Raw genomic sequence first — 25,150 nt, forward strand, 5'->3', positions numbered from 1 at the left:
GCGGTCCGAAGCCGGGGAACGCGTTGGCGCGAAGTCCGAATGCTCGGGCAGCACGAGTCGGGACGACCGGGCAGTACCCGCCTGCCCGATCGGGTAGGACCTTCAGTCGGCCCTAAGAGCCGACGGCCACCAGCGCCGCCGCGAGCAACTCGAGTTCATCGTCTGTCACGTCGACGTGCGGGGACACCCGCAGCGCCGCCCGCGTCATCTCCTTGGGCGCACGTACGACACCCGCGCAGGTGGTCAGGATGCGATGTTCGGCGATCAGCCGGGCCCGCACCTGCAGCGGGTCGACGCCGTCGGGTGGGGTCAGCGTCGTGATGGCGCTCGGCTCGCCAACGGGCTCCACGACCCGCCAGCCCGGCACCTCCCCCAGCGCGGTGCGCGTCCGCGCGCCGACGTCGGCAAGCCGTTCCCGGATCAGCGGCGGCCCCGCCGCGACGTGCTCACCGAGTGCAACCGAAAGGCCAAGTTGCGCAGCGACGTTGACTTCGGCGTCGGACAGCTCGGTGGTGACCTGATCGGTCAGCAACCCGGGCCTGCTGATCAACATCCCGACCCCGCGTGGTCCTGCGGTCCACTTGCGGGAGGACGTGTACACCGCGTCGGCGCCGAGGTCGGCACAGTCGACGTGCGCAAACGCCTGGGCGGCGTCGACGACCAGGGGGACGCCGATATCCCGGCACGTCGAGGCCATCGCCGCCACGGGCTGCACGATGCCGCGATGGCTGCCCAGCATGGTTAGGTGCACCAGCGCGGGCGGATCCTCGGTCAGCGCCCTGGCGGCGGCGTCGGGATCGAGCCGGCCCTCCTCGTCGGCAGGCAACGCGACGGGTTGGAAGCCGTGCCGCTGCATGACGGCGAGGTTCGGCCCGTACTCACCGGGTAGACACGCGACCACCCGGCCACCCCGCCAGTCGCTCAACAGGATCCGGAGTGCGTGCGTGGCGCCGGTGGTGAAGACGACGTCGTCGGCGCTGAAACCCGTCAAGGCCGCGGCGGCGGCTCGACCGGCCTGCAGCGCGGGGGCAGCCGCCTCCGCGGCGACGTACCCGCCGACTTCGGCCTCGTGACGGGCGTGCGCGGCCGCGGCCGCGACGGCAGCGTAGGACTGCCGCGAACACGCGGCGCTGTCGAGGTGCACGCCCGCGGTCGGCGGCCGGGCCGCGCGCCACTGGTCGGCGAGGTCGCTCACTTGACCGCGAGCGAGAGCCCAAAGTCCCCGGCGTCGTCGGTCCACCACGCGATGCGTCGCAAACCGGCGGCGGCGAGCTCCTCGGCGACGGCCTCCGGGGGGAACTTGCACGACACCTCGGTGAGCATCTCCTCCCCTGCCGCGAAGTCGACGGTCAGGTCCAGGTCGTCGATCCGGACCCGCTGCGCGGCGTTCGCGCGCAGCCGCATCTCGATGCGCAGCTCGTCGTCGTTCCAGAGCGCAACGTGGTCGAATGCGTCGACGTCGAAGTCGGCGCCGAGTTCGCGGTTCACGACGGCCAGCACGTTCTTGTTGAAGGCCGCGGTCACCCCGGCCGCGTCGTCGTAGGCGCGGACCAGTCGGCCGGTGTCCTTGACCAGGTCGGTACCCAGCAGCAGGGTGTCCCCCGGTTGCAGTGTGTCGGCCAGCGCGGCGAGGAACTCCGCGCGCGGTCCGGTCGTGAGGTTGCCGATCGTCGACCCCAGGAACACCACCAACCGGCGCCCGACCAGGGGAATCTTGCCGAGGTGCTCTTCGAAGTCCCCGCAGACCGCGTCGATCTCGACCCTCGGATACTCCGCCGAGATGGCGGCGCCCGCCGACTCCAGGATCGTCGCGTCGACGTCGAACGGCACGAACCGGCGCAGTGATCCCGCCTCGTTCATGGCGTCGAGCAGGATGCGCGTCTTCTCCGAGGTGCCGCTGCCCAGCTCCACCAGGGTGTCCGCACCGGAGGCGGCCGCGATGTCGGCGGCGTGGGCCCGCAGGATCGCCGCTTCCGCCCGCGTCGGGTAGTACTCCGGCAGCCGGGTGATCTGGTCGAAGAGGTCGCTACCCCGGGCATCGTAGAACCACTTGGGTGGCAACGTCTTCGGCGAGGCGGTCAGCCCGTCGCGGACGTCACGCCGCAGGGCGCGGGCCGCGGCGTCGGCTTCGAGGTAGTTCGACAGGGACACGGTCATGACTAGCCTTTCAGTGGAATCAGTTCGACGGAGCCGGGCGACACGTCCACGAGGTGACGGTCGGGGACGTCCTCCCAGCGGGGGTCGTCGTCATAGGGTTCGCTGGCCACCACGACGCCGTCGTCGCGACGCAGGATGGCCAGGGTGTCGCCCCACGTCGTCGCCAGCAGCCGAGACCCGTTGCCGGCCATGATGTTCAGCCGAGCATTGGGATCTGCCGCGCCGACCTCGGCGACGGTCTCACCGAGTGAGTCCAGACCACGTTGGAAGATCAACGCGGCCAGCAGCGCGCTGTCGACGGTGGACTCCGCGGCCGGGGACAGGGGTAGCACCGACCGGTCGACGACGCCGTTGTGCGACAGCAGCCAGCGCCCGTCGGTGAACGGTGCCGAGGCCGACGGTTCGATCGGCATGCCGACGGTGGCCGAGCGGACCGCGGCGACGACGCATTCACTGCGTAGCGCCGGTGCGACCGAGGCGAACGAGACGTCACCCCACAGCGGCGCCGCGCTTCGCCATCGCCGCGGAGCGTCCCCGTCGAAGAAGCCGGTGCCCCAGCCGTCGGCGTTCATCGTGCCGTGCTTCTGCCGACGCGGCGAATAGGACTGCACCAGAAGGCCGTTCGGCGGGTCGAGGATCAGGCTGGCGACCGATGCCGGTTCACCCAGCCAGCCCAGATGACGGCACACCTCAACCCACGTCCCATGCGAGTCGCACACCCGAGAAGATCTGTCTGCGGATCGGATGGTCCCAGTTGCGGAAGCTGGGCCGCACGATGTTGGCGGCCACCGACCACGCGCCACCACGCAGCACCCGGTAGTCGCCCGACCCGGTTCCCTCGAAGAAGGGGCTCGAATACTGCTCGTAGAGCATCGGGGTGAAACCCGGCCACGGTCGCAGTGGGGACGTCGTCCACTCCCACACGTCGCCGAGCATCTGCTCGGCACCATAGGCCGACGCCCCGGCCGGGTAGGCCCCCACGGGTGCCGGCCGCAGCGCCTCGCCGCCCATGTTGACCAGTGCGGGTCCGGGTTCGATTGCGCCCCAGGGGAATCGGCGGCGTACCCCACGCTCGGGATCCCAGGCGCAGGCCTTCTCCCATTCGATCTCGGTCGGCAGCCGAGCGCCGGCCCACGCGGCGTAGGCCTCGGCTTCGTAGAAGGTCACGTGCTGCACCGGTTCGTCGAGCGGTACGTCCTCGGTGTACCCGAAGCGAGTTCGCGTGCCCGCCTCCAGATTCCAGAACTTCGGTGCCGTCAACCCGGCGGCTTGCCGATGCTTCCAGCCCGCCTCGGACCACCATCGCGATTGGTGATATCCGCCGTCGTCGACGAAATCAAGCCACTCGCCGTTGGTCACCGGAACCCGCCCGATCCGGAACGGCCCGACGTCGACCACGTGGGCGTCCCGTTCGTTGTCCAGGGACATGGGTTCCTCGGCGGCGGTGACGCCCAAGACGAACGGCCCGCCCTCGACGAGCACCGAGGTACCTGCGACACCAGGACGGCCCGGCGGCAGGGGCGTACCCCGGCTGAGGATCGGCGGTCCGGTGCGAATGCTCAAGGCCTGCAACATCGTTTCGTCGTGCTGGTTCTCGTGGCTGATCACCAGACCGAACACGAACGCGGGGTCGACGCCGATACCGTCGTGCTCCGGCAGCGCCTCCAGCGCGTCGAGCGACTTGCCGCGCACGGTGCGCACGAACGACCGCGCGTCGGTGGGGGGCAGCAGCGGCAGGTTGACGCGGCTGGCGCGGGAATGCTCGAACGCGTCGTAGAGCCGCTCGACCGCCGGTTCCAGCAGGCCCGGCCGGCGCGGGTCGTTGCCACGCAACAGCCACATCTCCTCCTGCCAACCGATGTGCGCCAGATCCCATGCCAAGGGACTCATCAGCGGGTCGTACTGACGCAGCAGCTCGGCGTCGTCGATCTCGACGAGCGCGAGCGTGCGTTCCCTGGCCGAGGTGAGCTGCCTGGCGAGTGCCTCCTTGGTGCTCACGCCGTCATACCCGCCAGTCGACTGACCGCAGCCGGCACGTCGCTGCCGGCGACGAGGTCGGTGAAGTCGTCGGCCGAGCTGCGGCCCAACTCCACCTGGCGCGTCAGTCGTTGCATGGGGGCGCGCAATTCGGGCGGCGCCAGCTCGGCAACGGTGCGCACGCAGCGCAGCGCCGACGCACGCAGACGCTCGTCGGCGAGTCCGACGCGGGCGGCCAGATCCCACTCGGTGGCGACGGGTTCGGTGGCCTCCGTGGCCACCTCGGCTGCCCCCGGGTCGTCGAGCAGGGTGGCCAACGTGAACACCACCGCGGGCCAGACGTCGTCCGGCGTGCTGTCGAGATAGCGAATCTCGAGGAAACCGCGCGGCCGCACGGGCGGGAACAGCGTCGTGAGGTGGTAGTCCAAGTCGGCGGCCGTCGGGCGCCGCCCCCCGAGGAGGGCCCGACCGTCGGCCCAGTCGGCGAAGGGGACGACCTCGGTCATGGCGACGGTCTCGGCGCCTTGGACCAGCATGACCGGCGCCTTGAGGGCGTAGCTCACCCAGTCGTCGGCCGGGTCGCCGCCGCTGGCACCCAACACTGGGCCACAGCGCGCGGCGTCGAGACGACTCCACACCCGCTGCCGGGTGCTGCGCCAGCCGGACGGCTCACCGTCGAGCAGCGGAGAGTTTGCCGAGATCGCGATCATCGTCGGGCCGAGGGCGTGCGCGAGCCGGACGCGGTCGGCCCAGCCGCTGCGCGGGCCGGCGTCGAGGTTGACCTGCACCGACGCCGTGGAGGTCATCATCGCCGCCCCGGCGTCGACCGTGCCGCTGGCGGCGAAGAACTTCTCCATGGCGCGGTACCGGTCACCGGGGTTCACCCGTTGCGGCGGCCGCAGCGGATCTGCGCCGAGCAACACGAGCCCCAGCCCGTGCTCGGAGAATGCCTCGTTGAGGACGGTCCGGTCAGCTCGCATCGAGGCGATCGCGGCCACCACCGAATCCTCGGGTGGTCCGGACAGCTCGACTGCCCCTCCCGGCTCGACCGTGATCGGACTGCCACCCGGCATGGGCTGCACACGGGCGATGACCGCGGACAGCTCGTCCCAGCCCGGGCGGCGCAGGGGGTCGGCCAGGTCGAAGCAGTGCGCCTCGATCTCCAGACCGACGCGGCCGACAGGTCCGTCGCGGAGGCAGTCAGCCTCGATCCGACGAGCCGCGTCCTCGGAGTCGGCAAGCTCGACTCGACACATGTCTTCGGTGGTGGTCACGTCAACCATCCCTCCGGCTCGGTTCGCGGCAGTCAACGCGACCCCTTCGGCTCAAGAGTCGTCCGCACCATCTTCTGTGAAGGAACCGACAAATCCGGTCGATCCATTCGCCCCTTGGCTGCTCATCCGGGCGAACATCATCGACTTGCTACTGACCCAGAGTGTTCTGCATCGCCCCAGCCAGCACGTTCACCGCGGGGCCACCGTTGCCAGGTTGGCAGACTTTCGCTTGTAGCAGAACGTTCTCGCGCAACCTGGTCTGAATGAAGCACCGTCGATCAGTACCCGCCTCCTGTTTGACCCACACCGCGTCGCGATCGGTCGGCGCACCGCCGGAGAATGACCAGACCTGGGTGGTGAAGTCCTCGAGGTGCATGGCGGTCGTCTGACCGGCGCACCCCACGGTCCTGTCGGTGACGCGGTGAAACGCCCTGGTGGCGGCGTCGGTGGTCGCGAAGACGCCAACGGCCTGCTTGACCAGGTTGGTGTCGTCGTCCTGTGCGCGTTGGGCGACGGCGCCGTTGAAGGACGCCAGGTCGGGATCGCCGTAGACCTCGGGGAGGCCGATGTCGGCCCAGTTGTTACAGACGGGCAGGTCAACGTAATAGCCCTGGAAGGGAGCTGTGAAGGTCGATTCCCACCCCATCGGTGCGCCGACGACGTTGCCCACCGAACCCTTGCCGAGGACGGCGTAGGACACCACGCCTGGATCGGACGGTCGTGCGCCGGCGACCGGGGCCAAGACGACGGCCGTCGTGACGGCGATCATCGTCATGCCGGCGCCCCTGCGCATCGGCTAGACGACCTTGGCCGTCAGCGTGACCTCGATGTTGCCGCGGGTGGCCTTGGAGTACGGGCACACGCCGTGGGCCTTCTCCATCAAGTCGTCGGCCACGCTCTGCTCGAGCCCGGGCAGGTAACCGATGAGCTGCGCGGTCAGACCGAAGCCGCCCTCGGAGTCCTTGCCGAAGCCGATCCGAGCGGTGATACCGCTGGCGTCGTCGATGTCGATCTTCTCGTTCTTGGCGACCAGACGCAGTGCGCCGAGGAAGCACGCGGAGTACCCGGCCGAGAAGAGCAGCTCGGGGTTGACGCCCTCACCGCTGCCACCCATCTCCTTCGGGGGGCGGGTGTCGAGGTCGATCTTGCCGTCGGCCGACGAGACGTGGCCGTCGCGCCCCCCACCGGTGGACGTGGATTCTGCGGTGTAGACGACGTCGATGCTCATGCGGACGATCATGCCAGCTGATGCGACCGACGACGCGTGCCGTCAGAAGATCGTCAGCGTGCAGTACGTGCGAGGCGGCGACGGGTATGGCCAGGCGTAGTGTCCGACCGCCGCGGGACAGGCCTGCTGGTCGCGAACGTCGAGCCGCTGGGTGACCTGAACCAACAGGCCCTTCTGACCGCGTTCAGCGCAATCGGCGAGCTCCAACATGCCAATCGGCATGTCCATTACGTAGCAGTGGTTGGCGACCAAATTGGGCACCAGGCACAGGCGTGTGGTCGACGGGTCGGCGAATTGCGTTGGCACGTGCTGATATTCGGCGCTTGGGCACACGCCGGACTCGTCGGCCATGGCGCCGACGGTGTAGCTCGGATCCGCGGCGCATGACGCCTTGTCGGCGGTCAGGGTGGTTGGCGCATCGGGAGAGTCCGACGGAATGGCGACGCAGTCGCCGACGGAGAACACCTTCGCCAACCCGCGTTCCGGAGGCGCGGCCGGCGTCGAGCAGGCCGCCGTCAGGAGCACGAGCACCGCACCGACCGCCGCGACTATCACTACCCGCCCGCGTGTCATGGATAGCGACATTGTCACGAATTGGGAGCTGTCGCCACACGTTCCCCAAAGTTCTCAATAGTCTCACAGACCCCACGTAAATCACAGCTTTGGGATTCACACCGGCGTGTCGCGTCCCGAATGTGACACTGGCGGCACACCACCTGAGTGATGTGCCGCCAGATTCACAGTCGATTGAGGATCTAGCCGTCGCCGGCGCGCACGCCCTCCTCGACCTTCTTGCCGATCTCGGAGTCGATGTTGGTCCAATACTCGAAGACCCGCGACAGAACGGGCTCCTTCACCCCGTCGAGCACGTGGCCGACGATGTTGCTCACCAGGCGTTCTCGGGCGGCGTCGTCGAGCACCTCCCGCACCAGCGTGCCGGCCTGACCCCAGTCGTCGTCCTCGGGCCGTAGCGCGTACGCCGTGCGAACCATGTCACCGTCGGAGGCCCAGTGCACCTCGGCCGCCCGCTTGGGATCGGCGACTGGTCCACCCATGGAGTTCGGCGCGTAGACCGGATCGGTGGCCAGCTTGATCCGCATGGCGCCGTCCTTGGAGTACGCGTTGACCTCGGTCTTGGGCTCGTTGACCGGAATCTGCTTGTAGTTCACGCCAAGTCGCGCGCGGTGCGCGTCGGAGTACGAGAACCCCCGGGCCAGCAGCATCTTGTCAGGGGACAAGCCCGTCCCCGGCACGATGTTGTTCGGCTCGAACGCCGCCTGCTCGATCTGCGCGTGGTAGTCCACCACGTTGCGGTCCAGCGTCAACTTCCCCACGTCGATCAAGGGGTAGTCCGAGTGCGGCCACACCTTGGTCAAATCGAACGGGTTGTACCGGTAGGTCTTGGCGTCCTCGAACGGCATGATCTGCATCTTCAGCGTCCAACTCGGGTGGTCGCCCGCCTCGATCGAAGTGAACAGATCCCGCTGGTGGTAGTCGCCGTCCGCGCCAGCCAGCCGGTCGCCCTCGTCCTGGGTGAGGAATTCGATGCCCTGGTCGGTCTTGAAGTGGTACTTCACCCAGAACAGCTCGTCGTTGGCGTTGACCCAGCTGTAGGTGTGGCTGGAGTACCCGTTCATGTGCCGCCAGGTCTTGGGGATGCCGCGGTCGCCCATCAACCAGGTCACCTGGTGTGCCGATTCCGGGGACAGCGTCCAGAAGTCCCATTGCATGTGGTGATCGCGAAGATTGTTGGCGGCCATCCTCTTCTGGCTGCGAATGAAGTTCTGGAACTTCATGGGGTCGCGGATGAAGAACACCGGGGTGTTGTTGCCGACGATGTCGAGGTTGCCCTCGGTCGTGTACAGCTTCAACGAGAACCCGCGCGGGTCACGCCAGGTGTCTGGGCTCCCGCGCTCACCCGCGACGGTGGAGAACCGCATCACCGTCTCGGTCTTCGCGCCGGGCTGAAAGACCGCCGCCTTGGTGAACTGACTGACGTCGTTGGTCACCTCGAAGTGACCAAATGCGCCGCCGCCCTTGGCATGTGGCTGCCGCTCCGGGATGCGCTCGCGGTTGAAGTTGGCCATCTGCTCGATCAGGTAGTGATCCTGAAGCAGGATCGGCCCGTCGGGCCCAACCGTGAGCGAGTGCTCGACGCTGGGGATCGGCGCGCCGCCGTCCGTGGTTGCGATCTTCTCGGTCATGTACCCATCCATCCTCGGGGCGCTGCGGCCACTCGGGGCTGGGCCGCATCTTCTTCACGCACCACGCCGCTGGTATACCCACGACGCGCCGGGCACACTCGTCGCCCGCGATCGAGGCTATCGACTGGGCTGCGTCGGTGGAACGAAACCCGGACCTTGGCCCTGACCGCCACCACCGGGCCCGCCGGGACCGCCCTGGAAGCCTGGTCCGCCTTGGAAGCCAGGGCCGGGGCCACCGGGACCGCCAAAGCCACCGGGACCGCCGGGACCGCCGGGGCCGACGGGGCCGACGGGGCCGACGGGGCCGAATTCACCGTGTCGTGGTCCACCGCCCTCGCGGTCGTCCATTCGGCTGTGGTGGTCACCGTGGTGGTGGCCGTGGCCACCGCCGACGCTCGCCCCGATCACGAACCCGGAGAAGAAGACGACCGCGACGACGAAGACGGTCCCGGCGACGATGCCGACCCACGCGGCAACGGTGGTGAGCCTGCTGCGGCGGGGCCGGTCGTCGAGGTCTCGGTCGCGAACCTCTCTCTCGTGTACGTCCTGGTCACGAACGACGACGGGTGCGGCGGTGGCCGGGGTCTGGACGGGACCCGTGGCGCCCTCGGATGACGACTCTGTTTCCCTCATCAGACGATCGTGATCGCGATCATGATGCATTGCCGATGAAACGCGTGTGAAGACGCTATGAGCATCACCGTGGCGGCTGACCGGGCACCTGCGTCGTCGGCGACTGAGGCGACATCGGGAACTGCGGGAAGATGTTCGGCAGTTGGAACGTCGGCCCGTTGGGGATGACGATCCCAGGCCCGGGTTCGGGCCGCTCGAACTGGCCGCGCGGCATCGGCACGATCATCGGGCCGCCCTGGTCTACGCCGCCCGACGCGGCACCGGGCACCTGAGGGGCTGTCTCGCGACCAAGGTAGAACCCGGAACCGAACAGCACGGCAACGATGACGAGCGACCCGGCGGCGATGCCGATCCACGCCGCCACCTTGTTCAGCCGGTTGGGCTTGGCCGGAGGCATCTGCTGCACGCCGGCACCAGGTGGCGCGAAGGACGGGTAGGCAACGCCCTGTGGGGCCTGCTGATAGTGGCCGTCCGGAAGGACCGCCGTGTGCGGGCCGGTCGGTGCGTCACCGGGATAGTCGAGTGGTTGGCTCATGCCTCAATGATCGTCGTCGCATCCGGGACTGCGCCACCACCTACGGCCGTGTTCCCTCGTGAATCCACTGTGCGGCAGGTTTGCGCCATGCCGATTGGGCAACCACCTACGGCATGGAACCAGGATCCGACGCACCCGCCAACCCCGTGGACGCCACCGAGGCCACCGAGGAGCAGCGCGAGATGCAGGACCAACTCGACGATCCGACGATCGATCCCGAGGCCCCGGCGGGTCACCAGGATCGCCACCAGGTGGCCGACGAGACGTAGTCCGCCTAGGACTTCAGCGGGTTCACCGCGTATTGGATCACGCGATACGGGGCGTTGTCGGCCTGCGGCAACGTGTTCCATTGGCTGACGAACACGCGCAGCTCGTCGAGCGTCGACCCTGGCGAAAGGTAGCCGCCATAGGGTTGGGCCAAGCGGTTGTCCTCGGGCGGAGGCAAGTCGTCGGCTTCCTCGGGCCACTCGCCGGCGAGGACGACCGTCGTGACCGGCGCACTGCCGAGCCCGGTCGGATCGTTGGCCACGCGTACCTCCATGTTGCCGGTGCTGGCGTTGAAGTAGGACAGCACCGCCTTGCCGTCGACCTGGCGGATGCTCATCTCCCCTACGCGGTCGCCCCACAACGGCGCGGGTGTCTTGCCCCACGTCCCCGCACCGGACCACGCCTGCCAGCTGGACCGGTTGGGGAAGGACTGCGGCGTCGCCCGGTAGAGCTCGACGGGCTCGCTGCGGTCGAAGTCGTTGGCGACGACGTACACCCACCCGCTCGGTGAGTCCGGCGTCGGAATCGGGTCGTAGTAACCACTGATTTGCGACTGCCTGCCGCCAGCGTAGGTCGCCGGGCGCGCGGAGCCCGGCACCGTGGCCCAATTCCCTTGGTAGGGCGTGGCTTTGACAAGTCGCGAGGACGACGGCACCAGGTTCGTCGTGGTGGTCACCAGCAGGTAGTTCTCCCGGTTGACCGTGACGACCCCCGCCGGGAGCTGTGAGGACCCCGGCGGGGTGGGGTCGGCGAGCAGGGGCGTGTCAGTGCCGGTGACGCCGTAGTAGCGCACGCCGGTCGGATCGTCGACCGAGTCGAGGTCGACGTGCAGGGCGATTGGCGAGAAGTGCCGCCCGAACGCCACGCCCTGTCCGGCGAAACTGTCCCCGCACACCTGCAGCACTCCGCTGGGAAACTCCATGAACTCGCAGAGATCCGTGGCGCCTATCCCGTAATCCCTTGTCGGCGTGCCGGTTCCGGCCACCGCACCAATGCGCACGACCTGACCGGGTGCCAGCGGCGGCAGCACCGGCCGCGGCGCGGGCGCAGGCGGGTCGGCAGCGGCCAGCGGGGGCGGCAGCAGCGCGGCGCATAGCAGCGCCGCGGCCACCGCCCGGATCACAGCGAGGCGGCGAGGAGCTCGGCGATCTGAATGGTGTTGAGCGCGGCACCCTTTCGGAGGTTGTCTCCGGAGACGAACAGCGCAAGGCCACGCCCGTCGGGGGCACCCGGATCTTGACGGATACGCCCGACCAAGGAGTCGTCGGCGCCCGCGGCGGCCAGGGGCGTCGGCACGTCGACCAGCTTCACGCCCGGCGCGGACGCCAGCAGTTCCCTGGCTCGATCCGGTGACAGCGGCCGTGCGAACTCGGCGTTGATCGACAGCGAGTGCCCGGTGTAGACCGGCACGCGCACGCACGTGCCACTGACCAACAGGTCCGGGATGCCAAGGATCTTGCGGCTCTCGAACCGAAGCTTCTGATCCTCGTCGGTCTCCCCCGACCCGTCGTCGACGAGGGAGCCGGCCAGCGGCACCACGTTGAAGGCGATGGGTGCGACGTACTTGTTCGGAGCGGGGAACGTCAGCGCCGATCCGTCGTGGACCAGCTGCTCGCTGTCGTCGACCACGGCGCTCGCCTGTCCGAAGAGTTCCTCCACGCCGGCCAGTCCACTACCGGAGACGGCCTGATAGGTCGAGGTGATCATCCGCACCAGCCCGGCCTCGTCGTGCAGCACCTTGAGCACCGGCATCGCGGCCATGGTGGTGCAGTTCGGGTTGGCGATGATGCCCTTGGGACGATCGTTGGCGTCGCGGTCGAAGTTCACTTCGCTCACCACCAGCGGAACCTCGGGATCCTTGCGCCACGCCGAGGAGTTGTCGACGACGACGGCGCCGGCCGCGGCGAACCTGGGCGCCTGAACGCGAGACATGGTGGCGCCGGCGGAGAACAACGCGATGTCGAGTCCCGTCGGATCGGCGGTCTCGGCGTCCTCGACCTCGATCTCCTGACCTCGGAAGGTCAGCTTCTTGCCCTGCGAGCGCGACGACGCGAAGAACCGTACCGAGCTCGCTGGAAAGTCGCGCTCCTCCAGCAGCTTTCGCATCACCTGGCCGACCTGTCCGGTCGCGCCTACCACACCGATGGACACCATCTCTAAATCCCACTTCCCGCGTACACCACGGCCTCTTCGTCGCCACCGAGGTTGAACGCCTCGTGCAACGCCATCACGGCCTTGTCGAGCTCGGTGTCCTTGACCAGCACCGAGATTCGAATCTCCGACGTCGAGATGAGGTCGATGTTCACCCCGACGGCGGCGAGTGCTTCGCAGAAGGTCGCGGTGACGCCCGGATGGCTGCGCATGCCGGCACCGATGAGGGACACCTTGCCGATGTGGTCGTCGTACAGCACGGAGGTGAAACCGATCTCGCCCTGCAGCGAGGTCAACTTCTCCACCGCCGCCGGACCGTTGTCCCTGGCGCAGGTGAAGGTGATGTCGGTCTTGCCGTCTTCGATCTTGCTGATGTTCTGCAAGACCATGTCGATGTTGACGTCGGCGTCGGCGACGGCGCGGAACACCTTGGCGGCGTAGCCGGGTACGTCGGGCAGGCCGACGACCGTCACCTTGGCCTCGCCGCGGTCGTGGGCGACTCCGGTGAGGATGGCGTCTTCCATCGGGATGTCCTCCATCGATCCTTTGACGAGCGTGCCCGCCTTGTCTGAGTACGACGACCTGACGTGTATCGGAACGTCATAGCGTCGGGCGTATTCCACGCACCGCAGCATGAGCACCTTCGCCCCGCAGGCGGCCATCTCGAGCATTTCCTCGAAGCTGACGCTCGCGAGGTGCCGCGCGTTGGGCACGATGCGCGGGTCGGCGGTGAAGATGCCGTCCACGTCGGTGTAGATCTCGCAGACGTCGGCGTTCAGGGCGGCGGCCAGCGCGACCGCGGTGGTGTCGGACCCGCCCCGGCCGAGCGTGGTCACGTCCTTGCTGTCCTGGCTGACGCCCTGGAAGCCGGCGACCAGGACGATGAGGCCCTCGTCGAGCGCACTGCGCAGCCGCCCGGGCGTGACGTCGATGATCTTGGCGTTGCCGTGCGTGCCGGTGGTGATGACGCCGGCCTGCGAACCGGTGAAGGATCGTGCCTCGGCGCCAAGTGAGGAGATCGCCATCGCCACCAGCGCGTTGGAGATGCGCTCACCGGAGGTCAGCAGCATGTCCATCTCGCGCGGGGGTGGCGCCGGGTTGACCTGCCGGGCCAGGTCGAGCAGGTCATCAGTGGTGTCGCCCATGGCCGAGACGACGACGACCACGTCGTTGCCCGCCTTCTTGGTCTCGACGATGCGCTCGGCCACGCGACGAATCCGGTCGGCGTCCGACACCGAGGATCCGCCGTACTTCTGTACGACGAGCGCCACTGTTCGCCTTTCCGTTCACGCGTGAGTCCCATGAATGATAAGGGGTCTGCGCACCCGGTTTTCCCGTTGGACCAACTCCTGCCGCCCGGCGGTACCGTCGGACGCGTGACCGACAGACTGGCCGACACCCGCGTCCCGATCCACCAGCCGATCGCCGCGCGCTGGAGTCCCCGGGCGTTCGACCCCGAGGCGACGCTGGACGGGGAACAGCTGACGGCGATCCTGGAGGCTGCGCGCTGGGCCGCGACCTGGGGAGGCCGCCAACCCGTCCGCTTCGTGGTGGGCGTGCGTGGGGACGAGACGTTCGAGGCGCTGGTGGGGACGCTGAAGCGCGGCAACTCCTACGCGACTGCCGCCAGCGCGCTCCTGCTGGTGTGCGCCGACGAGGGTCCCGACGAGAACACCGCGCTGTACGCCGGCGTCGACGCGGGAGCCGCGATCGCCAACGCCAGCGTGGAGGCCGTCGCACGGGGGCTCGTCGTCCATCCGATGGCCGGGTTCGACGCCGACGCGGCACGCGCCGCCTTCGACGTCCCCGACGAGGTCAGACCGGTTGCGGTGCTGGCTGTGGGAACCCTCGGCGACTACTCGACGGCCGATCCGGCGATCGTCGAGCGAGACTCCGCACCCCGAAGGCGGATGCCGCTGGAGGAGGTGGCGTTCGCCGGCCGGTGGGGCACCGCGTTCACAGCGGGCACGTCTGCAGCAGTCCCCTGACCTGACCTTCGAATTGGTCGTTGAAGGCCTTGACCACCATTGCCGAGGCGGGTGCGGCCGCCCCCGGCGCCGTCCGGGCCGCCTGCGCGTCGTAGTCCAGGCGGGCCCGCACCAGTCGATCCGCGGTCTGCGCCATGTCGCGCGCCGGCGCCGCCAGGTCGGGGTTGGACACCTTCGACGCGCGGTCGGCCAGCCCGTCGGTCCAATCCCGGTAGTCCAGCTCGCTGGGTAGGGTCTCCGAACCGTAGGACCCCGGCTCAGGCTCGTGGGTCTTGGCGTTGAGGCGCTCGATCTGAGTCTTGTTGAACGACAGCAGCTCTCGCACCGGCGCGCAGTCCGAGGAGGACGGTCCGCGGAAGAAGACCCACCAGACGCCGGTACCGATGAGGATTGCCACCAGCACCACGACCGTGGTCAACGGCCTCACGCGTTTCACGTCTCGATGCTGGCACAGGTTTCGCCGAGGACGTTTAACGTGCGCGAAACCTCACAGGTAAGTCCACGTAACAGAAACATCGTTCACTGCCAGTGATCGGCCTCGAGGAGGCCCCAGCACTGATGGAGACGGTACCGATGGACGTAGTTGACACCGGCACCACGGCATTCATGCTGTGTTGCATCATCGGCCTGACGCTGATGATTCCCGGACTGGCGCTGTTCTACGGCGGCATGGTCTCGGTGAAGAGCTCGACAAACATGATGATGATGACCTTCGGTGCCGTGGCCGTCGTCGGTGTCCTCTGGGTGCTGTTCGGGTTCTCCATGGTCTTCGGCACCAGCTACGGCGGCTTCGTCGGCAGCTTCACCGAATTCGCCGGGATGAAGGACCTACTGGAGTCGCAGACCACCATCTCCGGTTTGCAGGTGAGCTTGTTCGCGCTCTTTCAGGCGCTGTTCGCCGCCATCACCGTCGCCCTGATCTCCGGTGCGGTCGCCGACCGGATGAAGTTCGGCGCATGGATGGTGTTCGCCGTGTTCTGGGCGGTGCTGGTGTACTTCCCCGTCGCGCACTGGGTGTTCGCCTTCGACGGCGTGGTCACCAAGGACTCCGTCGGCGGCTGGATCGCCAACAGCCTCAAGGCAATCGACTTCGCCGGCGGTACGGCCGTGCACATCAACGCCGGCGCCGCCGCGCTCGCGGTGGCGATCGTGCTCGGCAAGTCCGCCATGTTCGGTCAGCTACGCAAGCCGCACAACGTCCCGTTGACGCTGCTCGGCGCGGGCCTGCTGTGGGCCGGCTGGTATGCGTTCAACGGCGGTTCGGCACTGGCCGCCGGCAACTCGGCCGCCATCGTCATGGTCACCACGTTCGTCGCGACGTGCGCCGCCACCCTGGCGTGGCTGGCCGTGGAGAAGATCAAGGACGGGCACGTCACCGGCGTCGGCGCGGCGTCCGGCGCCATCACCGGCCTGGTCGCCATCACCCCCGCCTGCGGTGCGGTCACTCCCGTCGGCGCCATCGCGGTTGGTGCGATCGCCGGCGCCGTCTGCGTGTACGCCGTCGGCCTCAAGGAGCGATTCGGCTACGACGACTCGCTCGACGTGGTCGGCGTGCACCTCGTCGGCGGCGTCATCGGCACCGTGCTGATCGGCCTGTTCGCCAGCGACAGCATGCCCAACGCCACCAACGGCCTCTTCTACGGCGGCGGTCTGAGCCAGCTCTGGAAGCAGTGCATCGCCGCGGGTGCCGTCATGGCCTACTCCTTCGTGGTCGCCTTCGTCATCGCGTACGCGATCAAGAAGACGATGGGCATCCGCATCTCGCCCGAGGACGAAGAGAGTGGCATCGACGCGAAGCTGCACCGCGACGCGGCCTACGAGCTGCAAACCCTCTAGAAGACCGGTCCCGACCGGCGCGATTCGCCCCGCGCCGGTCGGGACCCACTTCGACCTGGTCGAGCTGCCGAGCCGGCCTCCCAGGTTCACGCCACTGTTTTGGAGATGGGCACCCGCGGAGTAGGGTGTCCCACGTGCAGCGGTCGCTCCTTCTCGGACGCCGCGGCGGGGTCTGATCCAGACTGGCTTCCCGTCGCGGGTCGTCTCGATGCGCCGGTCTGAATCCTTTCCAGACACCAACCGGAGCGAGAACCGTGAACAACCCCAACCCCCATTCGATCGACGCCTACACCTCTGCGCGCACGATCACCACCCCCGCCGGCGACCGAAATCCCGGCCAGCCCGCGTGGAACACCCAGCGCCGCACGTCCATGCCGGTGAACCGGTACCGGCCGTTCGCCGATGAGGTCCCGGGCGGGAGCCCGGGACCGGGCACAGTGGGCGTTCCCTTCGACCGCACGTGGCCCGACAAGGTCGTCGACGTCGCGCCCATGTGGTGCGCCGTCGACCTGCGTGACGGCAACCAGGCCCTGATCGACCCGATGAGCCCGGAACGCAAGCGGCGCATGTTCGACCTGCTGGTCCGCATGGGCTACAAGGAGATCGAGGTCGGCTTCCCGTCGGCCAGCCAGACCGACTACGACTTCGTCCGCGAAATCATCACCGACGGTGCCATTCCCGACGACGTCACCATTCAGGTGCTGACGCAGTGCCGGGCCGAACTGATCGAGCGGACGTTCGAGGCCTGCGCGGGCGCCCCCAGGGCAATCGTGCACTTCTACAACTCGACGTCGATCCTGCAGCGCCGCGTGGTGTTCCGCGCCGACCGCGAGGCCGTCAAGAAGATCGCCACCGACGGCGCCAAGATGTGCGTCGCCGAGGCGGCGAAACACCCTGGTACACAATGGCGTTTCGAGTACTCCCCCGAGTCGTACACGGGCACGGAACTGGAGTACGCCAAGGACGTCTGCGACGCGGTCTCCGAGATCGTCGGTGCCACCCCCGACGCTCCGCTGATCGTCAACCTGCCCGCCACCGTCGAGATGGCGACCCCGAACGTCTACGCCGACTCGATCGAGTGGATGAGCCGCAACCTGGCTCGCCGGGACTCGATCATCCTGTCCCTGCACCCGCACAACGATCGCGGAACCGCCGTCGCCGCAGCCGAATTGGGCTACCAGGCCGGCGCCGACCGCATCGAGGGCTGCCTGTTCGGCAACGGTGAACGCACCGGCAACGTCTGCCTGGTAACCCTCGGGCTGAACATGTTCAGCCGCGGCGTCGACCCGCAGATCGACTTCTCCAACATCGACGAGATCCGCCGCACCGTCGAGTACTGCAACCAGCTGCCGGTGCACGAGCGGCATCCCTACGGCGGCGACCTGGTCTACACGGCTTTCTCGGGCAGCCACCAGGACGCCATCAACAAGGGCCTGGACGCGATGAAGAAACAAGCGGACGACGTCGACTCAGATGTTTCCGAGATCCTCTGGCAGGTGCCGTATCTGCCCATCGACCCCAAGGACGTCGGACGTACCTACGAGGCCGTCATCCGCGTCAACTCACAGTCCGGCAAGGGCGGCGTCGCCTACATCATGAAGGCCGACCACGGTCTGGCCCTGCCGCGCCGACTGCAGATCGAGTTCAGCCAGGCGATCCAGAAGATCACCGACGGCGAGGGCGGCGAAGTGTCACCCAAGGAGATGTGGGACGTCTTCGCCGAGGAGTACCTGGCGCCGATCAGGCCGCTGGAGCGCATCCGGCAGAAGGTCGACGCGGCCGAGGAAGACGGCGGCACCGACACCATCACCGCGACGGTGAAGGTGCACGGCGAGGAGCGCGAGATCGTCGGCGCAGGCAACGGACCGCTGGCCGCGTTCGTCGACGCGATCTGCGCCGTCGGGTTCGACGTCAGCGTGCTCGACTACTCCGAGCACGCACTGTCGGCCGGAGAGGAAGCCCAGGCTGCGGCGTACGTGGAGGCGTCAGTCGGCGGCAAGACGGTGTGGGGGGTCGGTATTGCCACGTCGATCACGACGGCCTCGTTGCGTGCGGTCGTCTCGGCGGTGAACCGGGCCTCGCGGGACTGAGCGGTCGACTCAGAACAGCGCGAACTGGTCGCCACGCAACGTGGTGTCGGTGAACTGCTCGACGGCGGTGCCCCCGACGACGCGTTCCAGCAGCGCGCTGAACGTGGCGTCGTCGACCAGCGGGACGCCCATCTCCCGGGCCTGATAGCCGCGGCCCTGGTCGGGATCGGCGTCGTCGCAGACCACCAGCGACGTCTGCTGGTCGACGATGTCGGCGTAGGACAGCCCGACATGCAGCATGCGCTCGATGAGTTCCTCATAGGTGTGCGTTACCTCGGCCGACAGCGCCACCCGCATGCCCTGCACCAGCGGCCGGCCCGCCACGAACCGGCCGGGGTTCTGGAAGTCGCCAGGCAGACGCGCGGCCAGGGTGCGCAGCGGCAGCAGCTCGTCGTGGGTGGTCTGGCCGTTCGGCCAGGTGCGGCGCGCCACCGGCCGGATCGGCAGCCACGCGTTGCGGTCGCGGGCACCCGCGAGCGAGGGCTTGAGGATCTGGGCGAGCACGGTGGCGTCGTCGAGCGCGTCGTGAGGGCGCATCTGGGTGACGCCCCAGTGCGCGGCCAGGGTCTCCAGCCGCAGGTTGTCGACGCCGAGCTTCAGCCTGCGGGCAAGTTCGACGGTGCACATCACGGTGTCGACCGGCAGCACGGCGCCGGCGAGTTCGGCCTCGTTGGCCAGGAACGAGTAGTCGAACCCGACGTTGTGCGCCACGAGCGTGCGACCCTCGAGCACGTCGTTGAGCCGGCCGACGACCTCGGCGAAGGTCGGCTGGCCCTGCAGCATCTCGGTGGTCAGCCCGTGGACGTGCGTGGGCCCCGGATCCACCCCCGGGTTGAGCAGGCTCGCGAAACTGCCCTCGACGTTCCCGTCGTCCCCGACCGCCAGCGCGGCCACGCTGACGACGCGCGCCTGACGCGGATGAAAACCCGTCGTCTCGACGTCGACCACGGCCCAGCCCGCTCCGGGCTCGCAGGCCGGTCGGCCGAACTGGTGGCTCACGTTTCGAGGATGGCACGCGACCCCGACAAGGACACCTCGAGACGCCGCGTGTCGCCAGCCGACTTTGGCCCTCTTAGACTGCCGGGGATGGTCACCACTCGGGGTCGTATCGCGCTCGGTGCCGGGTCGGCCGCCCGCTGGGCGTCGCGGGTGACGGGGCGTGGCGCCGGGGCCATGATCGGCGGCCTGGTGTCGATGGCCCTGGACAAGTCGATCCTCGGCCAGCTCGGCGCTGGCCGCAGCGCCGTCGTCGTGACCGGCACGAACGGCAAGTCCACCACCACCAGGATGACCGCCGCCGCCCTCGCCACGATGGGCCCCGTCGCCACCAACGCCGAAGGCGCCAACATGGACGCCGGACTGATCGCGGCCCTGGCCGCCGACCGCACCGCGACGCTCGCCGCGCTCGAGGTCGACGAGATGCACGTGCCGCACGTGATGGACGCGGTGCCCGCCGCGGTGGTGGTCCTGCTCAATTTGTCGCGCGACCAGCTCGACCGCGTCGGTGAGATCAACCACATCGAGCGGACGCTGCGGGGCGGCCTGGCGCGGCACCCCGACGCCGTCGTCGTGGCCAATTGCGACGACGTGCTGATGTCCTCGGCGGCCTACGACAGCCCCAACGTGGTGTGGGTGGCCGCGGGCGGAACGTGGGCCAACGATTCGGTGAGTTGCCCCCGCAGCGGCGAGGTCATCGTGCGTGAGGAATCGCACTGGTACTCCACGGGGTGCGACTTCGCGCGACCCACACCGCAGTGGTGGTACGACGACGAGAACGTCTACGGGCCGGACGGCCTGGTGTTGCCGATGACGCTGGCGCTGCCCGGCGCGGTCAACCGAGGCAACGCCACGCAGGCAATCGCGGCCGCCGTCGCCCTCGGCGCCGATCCCGCCAAGGCCGTCGCGGCGGTGTCGTCGGTCGACGAGGTCGCCGGTCGCTACCGCACCGTTCGGCTGGGCGAACACACGGTGCGCGTGTTGCTCGCGAAGAACCCGGCGGGCTGGCAGGAAGCGCTGTCGATGGTCGACGACCGCGGGGCCGGTGTGGTCATCGCGGTCAACGGCCAGGTCCCCGACGGCGAGGACCTGTCGTGGCTGTGGGACGTGCGGTTCGAGCACTTCGATCAGACCACGGTCGTGGCGGCCGGTGAGCGCGGCACCGATCTCGCCGTTCGCCTCGGGTACGCGGGCGTCGAGCACACGCTGGTTCACGACACCGTGGCGGCCATCGCGTCGTGCCCACCCGGGCATGTCGAGGTGGTCGCCAACTACACCGCGTTCCTTCAACTCAACCGGCGGTTGCCTCGTGAGTGAATCCACCGTTCGGATCGGGCTGGTGCTGCCCGACGTGATGGGCACCTACGGCGACGGTGGCAATGCCGTCGTGCTGCGAGAAAGATTGCGGCACAGGGGGTTCGACGCCGAAGTCGTCGAGATCACGCTCGCAGACCCGGTGCCGGAATCCCTCGACCTCTATACCCTCGGCGGGGCGGAGGACTACGCGCAGCGCCTGGCCACCAAGCACCTGATCCAGTACCCCGGGCTGCAGCGGGCGGTCGAACGCGGCGCGCCGGTCCTGGCGATCTGCGCGGCGATCCAGGTCCTCGGGCACTGGTACGAGACCTCCTCCGGTGAGCGGGTCGACGGTGTCGGCGTGCTCGACGTGACCACGTCCCCGCAGCCCGCCAGGACCATCGGCGAAGTGGTGTCACAACCACTGGTGGCCGGACTGGACCAACGCTTGACGGGCTTCGAGAACCACCGCGGCGGAACGGTGTTGGGCCGCGATGCCACACCGCTGGCCAAGGTGATCAGCGGGGCGGGCAATCGGGACGGCGACGGGTTCGACGGCGTCACGCAGGGCAGCATCGTTGCGACCTATCTGCATGGGCCGTGCCTGGCGCGCAACCCGCAACTGGCCGATCACCTGCTGTCGAAGGTGGTGGGCGACTTGGCGCCGATTCACCTCGCCGAGGTCGAGCAGCTGCGCCGCGAACGCCTCGCCGCCCCCCGCCGCGCCTAGGGCCGCCACACCCGAGAGAGCTCGCCCGACAAGACCCCTTCTGCGCGAGACATAAACGTCGGCGCCCGGGCCCGGCGTGTCGCCGCCACGGCTTATGCCTCGCGGTAGCCGCGATCGGTTAGCGCCGTCCGAATGCGTCCGAGGACGTCGAGCGGGTGGTCTTCGGCGACCACTCTGACCACCGTCCAGCCCAGTCGTTCGAGCATCCGCAGGCGGCTGATGTCCTTCAGATACTGCTTGCGGTCCTTACGGTGCTGGTCGCCGTCGTACTCCGCGGCCACCCGATATCTCTCCCAACCAAGATCGAGGTAGGCAAGCGGGTAATGGTCGCCGTTGTGGACCATCAACTGCGGTCGTGGAATCGGAAGTCCGGCGTCCAACACCAAGAGCCGCAACCAGGTCTCCTTCGGCGACGTGCCGCCGGCGTCCATCAGGGCGATCGCGTCGCGTGCCCGCCGCACCCCGCGGGCGCCACGGTGGCGAACCAGGAGCGGCTCGACATCGGCCGCCGAAATCCCGGTCGCGTGGGCGAGGGCGTCGAGGCGGGTCACCGCGTCGTCGCGGTCGAGATGCGTGCCGAGATCCAACGCGGTGCGAGCCGTCGTCGTGAGGGTGACACCGTCGACCGTCGTCACCTCGTCGTCACGGATGCGTTCGTTTCGGGTGATCACCCCGCGGGGCGCGTGCTGGTTACGCCAGATCAGCTCGACGGGGGTGTCGTCGTCGACCCAGCGTGCGCCGTGCAGCGCCGATGCCGCCACGCCCGCCACCACGCCGCGGCCCTTCGACCACAGCTGCGCGGCCCGCGCCCGATCCGCGAGCGTCAGCTCCGCGAACTCCGCAACGTAGACGTCGGGGTGAACTGCTTCGAATCGGGTCCTGAGCTGGTGGCGGGTCAGTTGTCCGCTGACCATCGCCCGACTTCCCGAGAAGATCGCCGTCATTGGCGAACCTTGGCAGCGCCCACCGACACCTTCGCGAGGCATCAACCATGGCGGCCTGCACCGGCGTGTCGTCGCCGACGATGATGTCTCGCCGGGGCAGGCGACCGCGGGAAGCCCCAACAAGCCCTACAACCCCTACAACCCCAAGTCGCGCAGGAACTCCGGCTTGTACGCCTCGAGGATCACGTAGCTCGGGTCGGGCACGGGCACGTCCGGCGCGTCGTCGGACACCGCATGCCCGTCACCCGGGTCAACCCACTCCTGCGTGTCGGCGTCCCAGCGCGTCACCGTGTACTCGGCGGTGATGTCGTCGGCCCGGACGAGTTCGCGGGTGGTGCGTTCGGCCTCCCTGGCGTCCTGCAAGCTGTGCGTGTACAGCTGAATGCGGTTGCCGTCGCGCGTCACCGTCACCCGGCTGCCCAGCCGTTGGCGGGCCACGTCGTCCACGTCGAGGGACCGCAGCCGATCCCAGAACGACAGGTGGTGGGCCTCGTCGCCGAGCTCGACCTCGACCTTGAACTCATCCTCAGGCATGCTCGTCAACTTAAGCCATCGCCCGGCGGCCGGTCAGAGCGCGTCCCAGGGTGAGCTCATCGGCGAATTCTAGGTCGCCACCCATCGGCAGCCCGGAGGCGATGCGGGTGACCGTGAGCCCGGGGATGTCGCGCAGCATGCGCACCAGGTAGGTCGCCGTGGCCTCGCCCTCGGTGTTGGGGTCGGTCGCGATGATCACCTCGGCGACGTCCACGCCGTCGACTCGCTCGCCAATCCTGTTGAGCAGCTCTCGAATTCGCAATTGCTCCGGGCCAATGCCCGACAGCGGATCGAGCGCACCGCCCAGCACGTGGTAGCGCCCACGAAACTCGCGGGTGCGTTCGACGGCCGCGACGTCCTTGGGTTCTTCGACCACGCACACCAGCGAGGCGTCCCGCCGCGAATCCGCGCAGATGCGGCAGCGCTCGGCGTCGGAGACGTTCCCGCACACCGAGCAGAACTGCACGCCGTCACGCACTTTCGCCAGCACGGCGGTCAACCGGTCGATGTCGGGGGGCTCGACCGACAGCAGGTGAAAGGCGATGCGCTGCGCACTCTTGGGCCCGATGCCGGGCAGCTTGCCCAGCTCGTCGATCAGGTCCTGGACCGGGCCCTCAAACATGGGGATACAAGTCAGAAACCAGGCAGTTCTAGACCGCCGAGTCCACCGGCGAGCGGTCCGAGCTTGCTCTGCGCCATCATCGACACCTGCTGGGCAGCATCCCTGATGGCCCCGACGACCAGGTCCTGCAGCGTCTCGACGTCCTCGGGGTCGACGACCTTCGGGTCGATCGCCACGCCGGTCACCTCACCGCTGCCCTTCATCGTCACCTGCACCAGACCGCCACCGGCCTGACCGTGCACCTCGGCGACGGCGAGGGCCTCCTGAGCCTGCATCAACTGCTGCTGCATCTGCTGGGCCTGCGCGAGCAGCGCCGACATGTCAGGCGGTTGGCCGGGTTGCATTCGGTGGGACCCCTTCGTGTCGGGAATCGAGTGGGTAGCAGTTGGGTCTCGACTTGATTGCCATCGTCCTCGGGTGGCGATTCGTCCCCCAAGACTAGTCGTCCCGCGAACTACCTTGGCCGACGTGCACGTACCTGTCTGCCTGCGTGTCGGCGCAGCCCTCGTCGTCGGCCTCCTCGTTGCGTCGCTGACCTCTCCCTCCGCGGCGGCCGCTCCGTCCAGCGTCGCGGGGATGATCGTCTTCCTCGACCCCGGTCACAACGGTGCCAACGACGCGTCGCTGACCAAGCAGGTCCCGACGGGCCGCGGCGGCACGAAGGACTGCCAGACCAGCGGGACGACGACCGACGACGGCTACCCCGAGCACACCTTCAACTGGGAGACGGTGCTGCGCATCCGGGCGCTGTTGACGCAGCTCGGCGTGCGGACCGCGATGTCCCGCGGCGACGACTCCAGCGTCGCACCCTGCGTCGACGAGCGGGCCGCCATGGCCAATGCCCTCAAGCCGGACGCCATCGTGTCGATCCACGCCGACGGAGGACCACCCACGGGGCGGGGGTACCACGTCAACTACTCGTCGCCGCCGCTCAACCAGGTGCAGGCGGGCCCGTCGGTCCAGTTCGCACAGGTGATGAACGCGCAGCTTCAGGCGTCCGGGCTGATGCCCGCCAACTACATCGGCCAGGGCGGACTCTATGGGCGATCCGATCTCACCGGTCTGAACTTGGCTCAGTACCCGTCGATCCTCGTGGAGATGGGCAACATGAAGAACCCCGCCGACTGCGCGCTGATCGAGAGCCCCGACGGGCGGCAGAAGTACGCCGACGCCGTGGTGCGCGGCATCGTCAGCTTCTTGGGGACGCGCCCGGCGCGGGCCGTGGCCTAGCTGCCCGACTCGACCTGCTTCTTGAGGTTGTCCAGCACCTCGGCCTGAATCTTGCGCAGGCCCAGCGGCGCGAAGGTCTTCTCGAAGAAGCCCTTGACGCCGCCGGCGCCCTGCCACGACGTCTTCACGGTCACCGAGGCGCCCGGCCCGGCCGGGGCGACTGTGTAGTTGGTCACCAGCGAGGAGTTGGCGTCCTTCTCGATGACCGCGTGACCAGCCACGTCGACCGTGGCCTTGACGTCGCGCACCCGCGACTCGGTGGCTTGCAGCTTCCACGTCGCGACGGTGCCCGCACCCTGGCCGCCTTGCAGGACCTGGTAGTCGCGGTAGTGCGAGGAGAGGATCTTCGGACGAACCGTCTGATAGTCGGCGACCGCCGCGAACACGACGTCGGGCTCGGCGTTGATCAAGACAGTGCTGGAGGCGCTGACCTGTCCCATCGGTGAAGACTCCTAGAT

28 protein-coding genes are annotated in these 25,150 nt (G+C 68.4%); 7 read left to right on the forward strand and 21 right to left on the reverse strand.

What is annotated here, in order from left to right:
• Positions 1-112 precede the first annotated feature (112 nt).
• The 11 genes from egtE to H7K45_RS17960 all read right to left on the reverse strand — a co-directional run bounded on the left by egtE (position 113) and on the right by H7K45_RS17960 (position 10,008).
• Positions 113-1,195 (reverse strand): ergothioneine biosynthesis PLP-dependent enzyme EgtE, encoded by a 1,083-nt coding sequence (gene egtE, locus H7K45_RS17910; RefSeq protein ID WP_263997234.1) that lies wholly within the window; start codon positions 1,193-1,195, stop codon positions 113-115.
• Positions 1,192-2,157, reverse strand: a complete 966-nt coding sequence (gene egtD, locus H7K45_RS17915) for an L-histidine N(alpha)-methyltransferase (RefSeq protein ID WP_263997235.1) — start codon at positions 2,155-2,157, stop codon at positions 1,192-1,194. The genes egtE and egtD overlap by 4 nt, the downstream gene beginning before the upstream one ends.
• 2 nt (positions 2,158-2,159) lie before the next feature.
• Positions 2,160-2,846 (reverse strand): ergothioneine biosynthesis protein EgtC, encoded by a 687-nt coding sequence (egtC, locus tag H7K45_RS17920; protein WP_263997236.1) that lies wholly within the window; start codon positions 2,844-2,846, stop codon positions 2,160-2,162.
• A 1-nt stretch (position 2,847) separates the two neighbouring features.
• Complete coding sequence (egtB, locus tag H7K45_RS17925) at positions 2,848-4,155, reverse strand: ergothioneine biosynthesis protein EgtB (RefSeq protein WP_263997237.1); 1,308 nt, start codon at positions 4,153-4,155, stop codon at positions 2,848-2,850.
• Entirely contained in the window at positions 4,152-5,417 is a 1,266-nt protein-coding gene (gene egtA / locus H7K45_RS17930; protein WP_372512574.1) for an ergothioneine biosynthesis glutamate--cysteine ligase EgtA, read from the reverse strand. Before egtA ends, egtB begins: the two co-directional genes overlap by 4 nt.
• Positions 5,418-5,556: 139 nt before the next feature.
• Positions 5,557-6,201 (reverse strand): sensor domain-containing protein, encoded by a 645-nt coding sequence (locus tag H7K45_RS17935; protein WP_263997238.1) that lies wholly within the window; start codon positions 6,199-6,201, stop codon positions 5,557-5,559.
• Between the two features lie 3 nt (positions 6,202-6,204).
• Positions 6,205-6,636 carry an organic hydroperoxide resistance protein gene (locus H7K45_RS17940; protein ID WP_263997239.1) on the reverse strand — a complete coding sequence of 144 codons (432 nt, stop codon included), beginning with the start codon at positions 6,634-6,636 and terminating at the stop codon, positions 6,205-6,207.
• 42 nt (positions 6,637-6,678) lie between these two features.
• Positions 6,679-7,209 (reverse strand): hypothetical protein, encoded by a 531-nt coding sequence (locus H7K45_RS17945; protein ID WP_263997240.1) that lies wholly within the window; start codon positions 7,207-7,209, stop codon positions 6,679-6,681.
• A gap of 182 nt (positions 7,210-7,391) precedes the next feature.
• Entirely contained in the window at positions 7,392-8,840 is a 1,449-nt protein-coding gene (locus H7K45_RS17950) for a catalase (protein ID WP_263997241.1), read from the reverse strand.
• A gap of 117 nt (positions 8,841-8,957) precedes the next feature.
• Positions 8,958-9,473, reverse strand: coding sequence for a hypothetical protein (locus H7K45_RS17955; RefSeq protein ID WP_263997242.1), 516 nt, complete (start codon positions 9,471-9,473; stop codon positions 8,958-8,960).
• Positions 9,474-9,537: 64 nt separating this feature from the next.
• Entirely contained in the window at positions 9,538-10,008 is a 471-nt protein-coding gene (locus tag H7K45_RS17960; RefSeq protein ID WP_263997243.1) for a hypothetical protein, read from the reverse strand.
• A 113-nt stretch (positions 10,009-10,121) separates the two neighbouring features.
• Here H7K45_RS17960 and H7K45_RS17965 point away from each other — a divergent pair, with 113 nt between their 5' ends.
• Positions 10,122-10,277 carry a hypothetical protein gene (locus H7K45_RS17965; RefSeq protein WP_263997244.1) on the forward strand — a complete coding sequence of 52 codons (156 nt, stop codon included), beginning with the start codon at positions 10,122-10,124 and terminating at the stop codon, positions 10,275-10,277.
• A gap of 5 nt (positions 10,278-10,282) precedes the next feature.
• Here H7K45_RS17965 and H7K45_RS17970 read toward each other — a convergent pair whose 3' ends face one another.
• The 3 genes from H7K45_RS17970 to H7K45_RS17980 are packed head-to-tail and all read right to left on the reverse strand — an operon-like array spanning position 10,283 to position 13,697.
• Positions 10,283-11,395, reverse strand: a complete 1,113-nt coding sequence (locus H7K45_RS17970; RefSeq protein WP_263997544.1) for a DUF4185 domain-containing protein — start codon at positions 11,393-11,395, stop codon at positions 10,283-10,285.
• Positions 11,395-12,429 carry an aspartate-semialdehyde dehydrogenase gene (locus H7K45_RS17975; RefSeq protein ID WP_263997245.1) on the reverse strand — a complete coding sequence of 345 codons (1,035 nt, stop codon included), beginning with the start codon at positions 12,427-12,429 and terminating at the stop codon, positions 11,395-11,397. The genes H7K45_RS17970 and H7K45_RS17975 overlap by 1 nt, the downstream gene beginning before the upstream one ends.
• Positions 12,430-12,431: 2 nt before the next feature.
• Complete coding sequence (locus H7K45_RS17980) at positions 12,432-13,697, reverse strand: aspartate kinase (protein WP_263997246.1); 1,266 nt, start codon at positions 13,695-13,697, stop codon at positions 12,432-12,434.
• A gap of 105 nt (positions 13,698-13,802) precedes the next feature.
• Between H7K45_RS17980 and H7K45_RS17985 the strand changes: the two genes are divergently transcribed.
• On the forward strand, positions 13,803-14,414 hold the full coding sequence (locus tag H7K45_RS17985) for a nitroreductase family protein (protein ID WP_263997247.1): 612 nt from the start codon (positions 13,803-13,805) through the stop codon (positions 14,412-14,414).
• Here the strand turns inward: H7K45_RS17985 and H7K45_RS17990 are convergent.
• Entirely contained in the window at positions 14,383-14,850 is a 468-nt protein-coding gene (locus H7K45_RS17990; RefSeq protein WP_263997248.1) for a hypothetical protein, read from the reverse strand. The genes H7K45_RS17985 and H7K45_RS17990 overlap by 32 nt on opposite strands.
• 137 nt (positions 14,851-14,987) lie before the next feature.
• Between H7K45_RS17990 and H7K45_RS17995 the strand changes: the two genes are divergently transcribed.
• Together H7K45_RS17995 and leuA are read left to right on the forward strand one after the other, a co-directional pair.
• On the forward strand, positions 14,988-16,250 hold the full coding sequence (locus H7K45_RS17995; RefSeq protein WP_263997250.1) for an ammonium transporter: 1,263 nt from the start codon (positions 14,988-14,990) through the stop codon (positions 16,248-16,250).
• A 254-nt stretch (positions 16,251-16,504) separates the two neighbouring features.
• Positions 16,505-18,340, forward strand: coding sequence for a 2-isopropylmalate synthase (gene leuA, locus H7K45_RS18000; protein WP_372512575.1), 1,836 nt, complete (start codon positions 16,505-16,507; stop codon positions 18,338-18,340).
• Between the two features lie 9 nt (positions 18,341-18,349).
• Here the strand turns inward: leuA and H7K45_RS18005 are convergent, their stop codons facing one another.
• Complete coding sequence (locus H7K45_RS18005; protein ID WP_263997252.1) at positions 18,350-19,339, reverse strand: DEDDh family exonuclease; 990 nt, start codon at positions 19,337-19,339, stop codon at positions 18,350-18,352.
• Positions 19,340-19,426: 87 nt separating this feature from the next.
• On the opposite strand from H7K45_RS18005, the gene H7K45_RS18010 reads away from it, so the two are divergent.
• The gene (locus H7K45_RS18010; RefSeq protein ID WP_263997254.1) at positions 19,427-20,653 is read left to right on the forward strand and encodes a Mur ligase family protein; all 1,227 of its coding nucleotides are present in this window, start codon (positions 19,427-19,429) and stop codon (positions 20,651-20,653) included.
• Complete coding sequence (locus H7K45_RS18015) at positions 20,646-21,362, forward strand: type 1 glutamine amidotransferase (protein WP_263997255.1); 717 nt, start codon at positions 20,646-20,648, stop codon at positions 21,360-21,362. Before H7K45_RS18010 ends, H7K45_RS18015 begins: the two co-directional genes overlap by 8 nt.
• 92 nt (positions 21,363-21,454) lie before the next feature.
• On the opposite strand, the gene H7K45_RS18020 is transcribed toward H7K45_RS18015, so the two are convergent.
• The 4 genes from H7K45_RS18020 to H7K45_RS18035 all read right to left on the reverse strand — a co-directional run bounded on the left by H7K45_RS18020 (position 21,455) and on the right by H7K45_RS18035 (position 23,806).
• Positions 21,455-22,306 (reverse strand): DUF559 domain-containing protein, encoded by an 852-nt coding sequence (locus H7K45_RS18020; protein WP_263997256.1) that lies wholly within the window; start codon positions 22,304-22,306, stop codon positions 21,455-21,457.
• Positions 22,307-22,441: 135 nt separating this feature from the next.
• Positions 22,442-22,840: a hypothetical protein gene (locus H7K45_RS18025; protein WP_263997257.1), complete on the reverse strand. Its 399-nt coding sequence runs from the start codon at positions 22,838-22,840 to the stop codon at positions 22,442-22,444.
• Positions 22,841-22,850: 10 nt separating this feature from the next.
• Complete coding sequence (gene recR / locus H7K45_RS18030; RefSeq protein ID WP_263997258.1) at positions 22,851-23,462, reverse strand: recombination mediator RecR; 612 nt, start codon at positions 23,460-23,462, stop codon at positions 22,851-22,853.
• Between the two features lie 11 nt (positions 23,463-23,473).
• Positions 23,474-23,806, reverse strand: coding sequence for a YbaB/EbfC family nucleoid-associated protein (locus tag H7K45_RS18035; RefSeq protein ID WP_263997259.1), 333 nt, complete (start codon positions 23,804-23,806; stop codon positions 23,474-23,476).
• 124 nt (positions 23,807-23,930) lie between these two features.
• On the opposite strand from H7K45_RS18035, the gene H7K45_RS18040 reads away from it, so the two are divergent.
• The gene (locus H7K45_RS18040) at positions 23,931-24,692 is read left to right on the forward strand and encodes an Rv3717 family N-acetylmuramoyl-L-alanine amidase (RefSeq protein ID WP_263997260.1); all 762 of its coding nucleotides are present in this window, start codon (positions 23,931-23,933) and stop codon (positions 24,690-24,692) included.
• Here H7K45_RS18040 and H7K45_RS18045 read toward each other — a convergent pair.
• Positions 24,689-25,132 (reverse strand): SRPBCC family protein, encoded by a 444-nt coding sequence (locus H7K45_RS18045; RefSeq protein WP_263997261.1) that lies wholly within the window; start codon positions 25,130-25,132, stop codon positions 24,689-24,691. The two genes, H7K45_RS18040 and H7K45_RS18045, sit on opposite strands and share 4 nt — an antisense overlap.
• Between the last annotated feature and the right edge of the window lie 18 nt (positions 25,133-25,150).

This window comes from Mycobacterium yunnanensis (assembly GCF_025823185.1).
In the GTDB taxonomy this organism is placed as follows: Bacteria; Actinomycetota; Actinomycetes; order Mycobacteriales; family Mycobacteriaceae; genus Mycobacterium; species Mycobacterium yunnanensis.

What these genes read in the sequence shown, in the direction of transcription:
- egtD (WP_263997235.1), bottom strand. Translation starts at nt 2,157, where the DNA reads ATGACCGTGTCCCTGTCGAACTACCTCGAAGCCGACGCCGCGGCCCGC.
- egtA (WP_372512574.1), bottom strand. Translation starts at nt 5,417, where the DNA reads ATGGTTGACGTGACCACCACCGAAGACATGTGTCGAGTCGAGCTTGCC.
- H7K45_RS17935 (WP_263997238.1), bottom strand. Translation starts at nt 6,201, where the DNA reads ATGCGCAGGGGCGCCGGCATGACGATGATCGCCGTCACGACGGCCGTC.
- H7K45_RS17940 (WP_263997239.1), bottom strand. Translation starts at nt 6,636, where the DNA reads ATGAGCATCGACGTCGTCTACACCGCAGAATCCACGTCCACCGGTGGG.
- H7K45_RS17945 (WP_263997240.1), bottom strand. Translation starts at nt 7,209, where the DNA reads ATGACACGCGGGCGGGTAGTGATAGTCGCGGCGGTCGGTGCGGTGCTC.
- H7K45_RS17950 (WP_263997241.1), bottom strand. Translation starts at nt 8,840, where the DNA reads ATGACCGAGAAGATCGCAACCACGGACGGCGGCGCGCCGATCCCCAGC.
- H7K45_RS17955 (WP_263997242.1), bottom strand. Translation starts at nt 9,473, where the DNA reads ATGAGGGAAACAGAGTCGTCATCCGAGGGCGCCACGGGTCCCGTCCAG.
- H7K45_RS17960 (WP_263997243.1), bottom strand. Translation starts at nt 10,008, where the DNA reads ATGAGCCAACCACTCGACTATCCCGGTGACGCACCGACCGGCCCGCAC.
- H7K45_RS17965 (WP_263997244.1), top strand. Translation starts at nt 10,122, where the DNA reads ATGGAACCAGGATCCGACGCACCCGCCAACCCCGTGGACGCCACCGAG.
- H7K45_RS17975 (WP_263997245.1), bottom strand. Translation starts at nt 12,429, where the DNA reads ATGGTGTCCATCGGTGTGGTAGGCGCGACCGGACAGGTCGGCCAGGTG.
- H7K45_RS17995 (WP_263997250.1), top strand. Translation starts at nt 14,988, where the DNA reads ATGGACGTAGTTGACACCGGCACCACGGCATTCATGCTGTGTTGCATC.
- H7K45_RS18010 (WP_263997254.1), top strand. Translation starts at nt 19,427, where the DNA reads ATGGTCACCACTCGGGGTCGTATCGCGCTCGGTGCCGGGTCGGCCGCC.
- H7K45_RS18020 (WP_263997256.1), bottom strand. Translation starts at nt 22,306, where the DNA reads ATGACGGCGATCTTCTCGGGAAGTCGGGCGATGGTCAGCGGACAACTG.
- H7K45_RS18025 (WP_263997257.1), bottom strand. Translation starts at nt 22,840, where the DNA reads ATGCCTGAGGATGAGTTCAAGGTCGAGGTCGAGCTCGGCGACGAGGCC.
- recR (WP_263997258.1), bottom strand. Translation starts at nt 23,462, where the DNA reads ATGTTTGAGGGCCCGGTCCAGGACCTGATCGACGAGCTGGGCAAGCTG.
- H7K45_RS18035 (WP_263997259.1), bottom strand. Translation starts at nt 23,806, where the DNA reads ATGCAACCCGGCCAACCGCCTGACATGTCGGCGCTGCTCGCGCAGGCC.
- H7K45_RS18045 (WP_263997261.1), bottom strand. Translation starts at nt 25,132, where the DNA reads ATGGGACAGGTCAGCGCCTCCAGCACTGTCTTGATCAACGCCGAGCCC.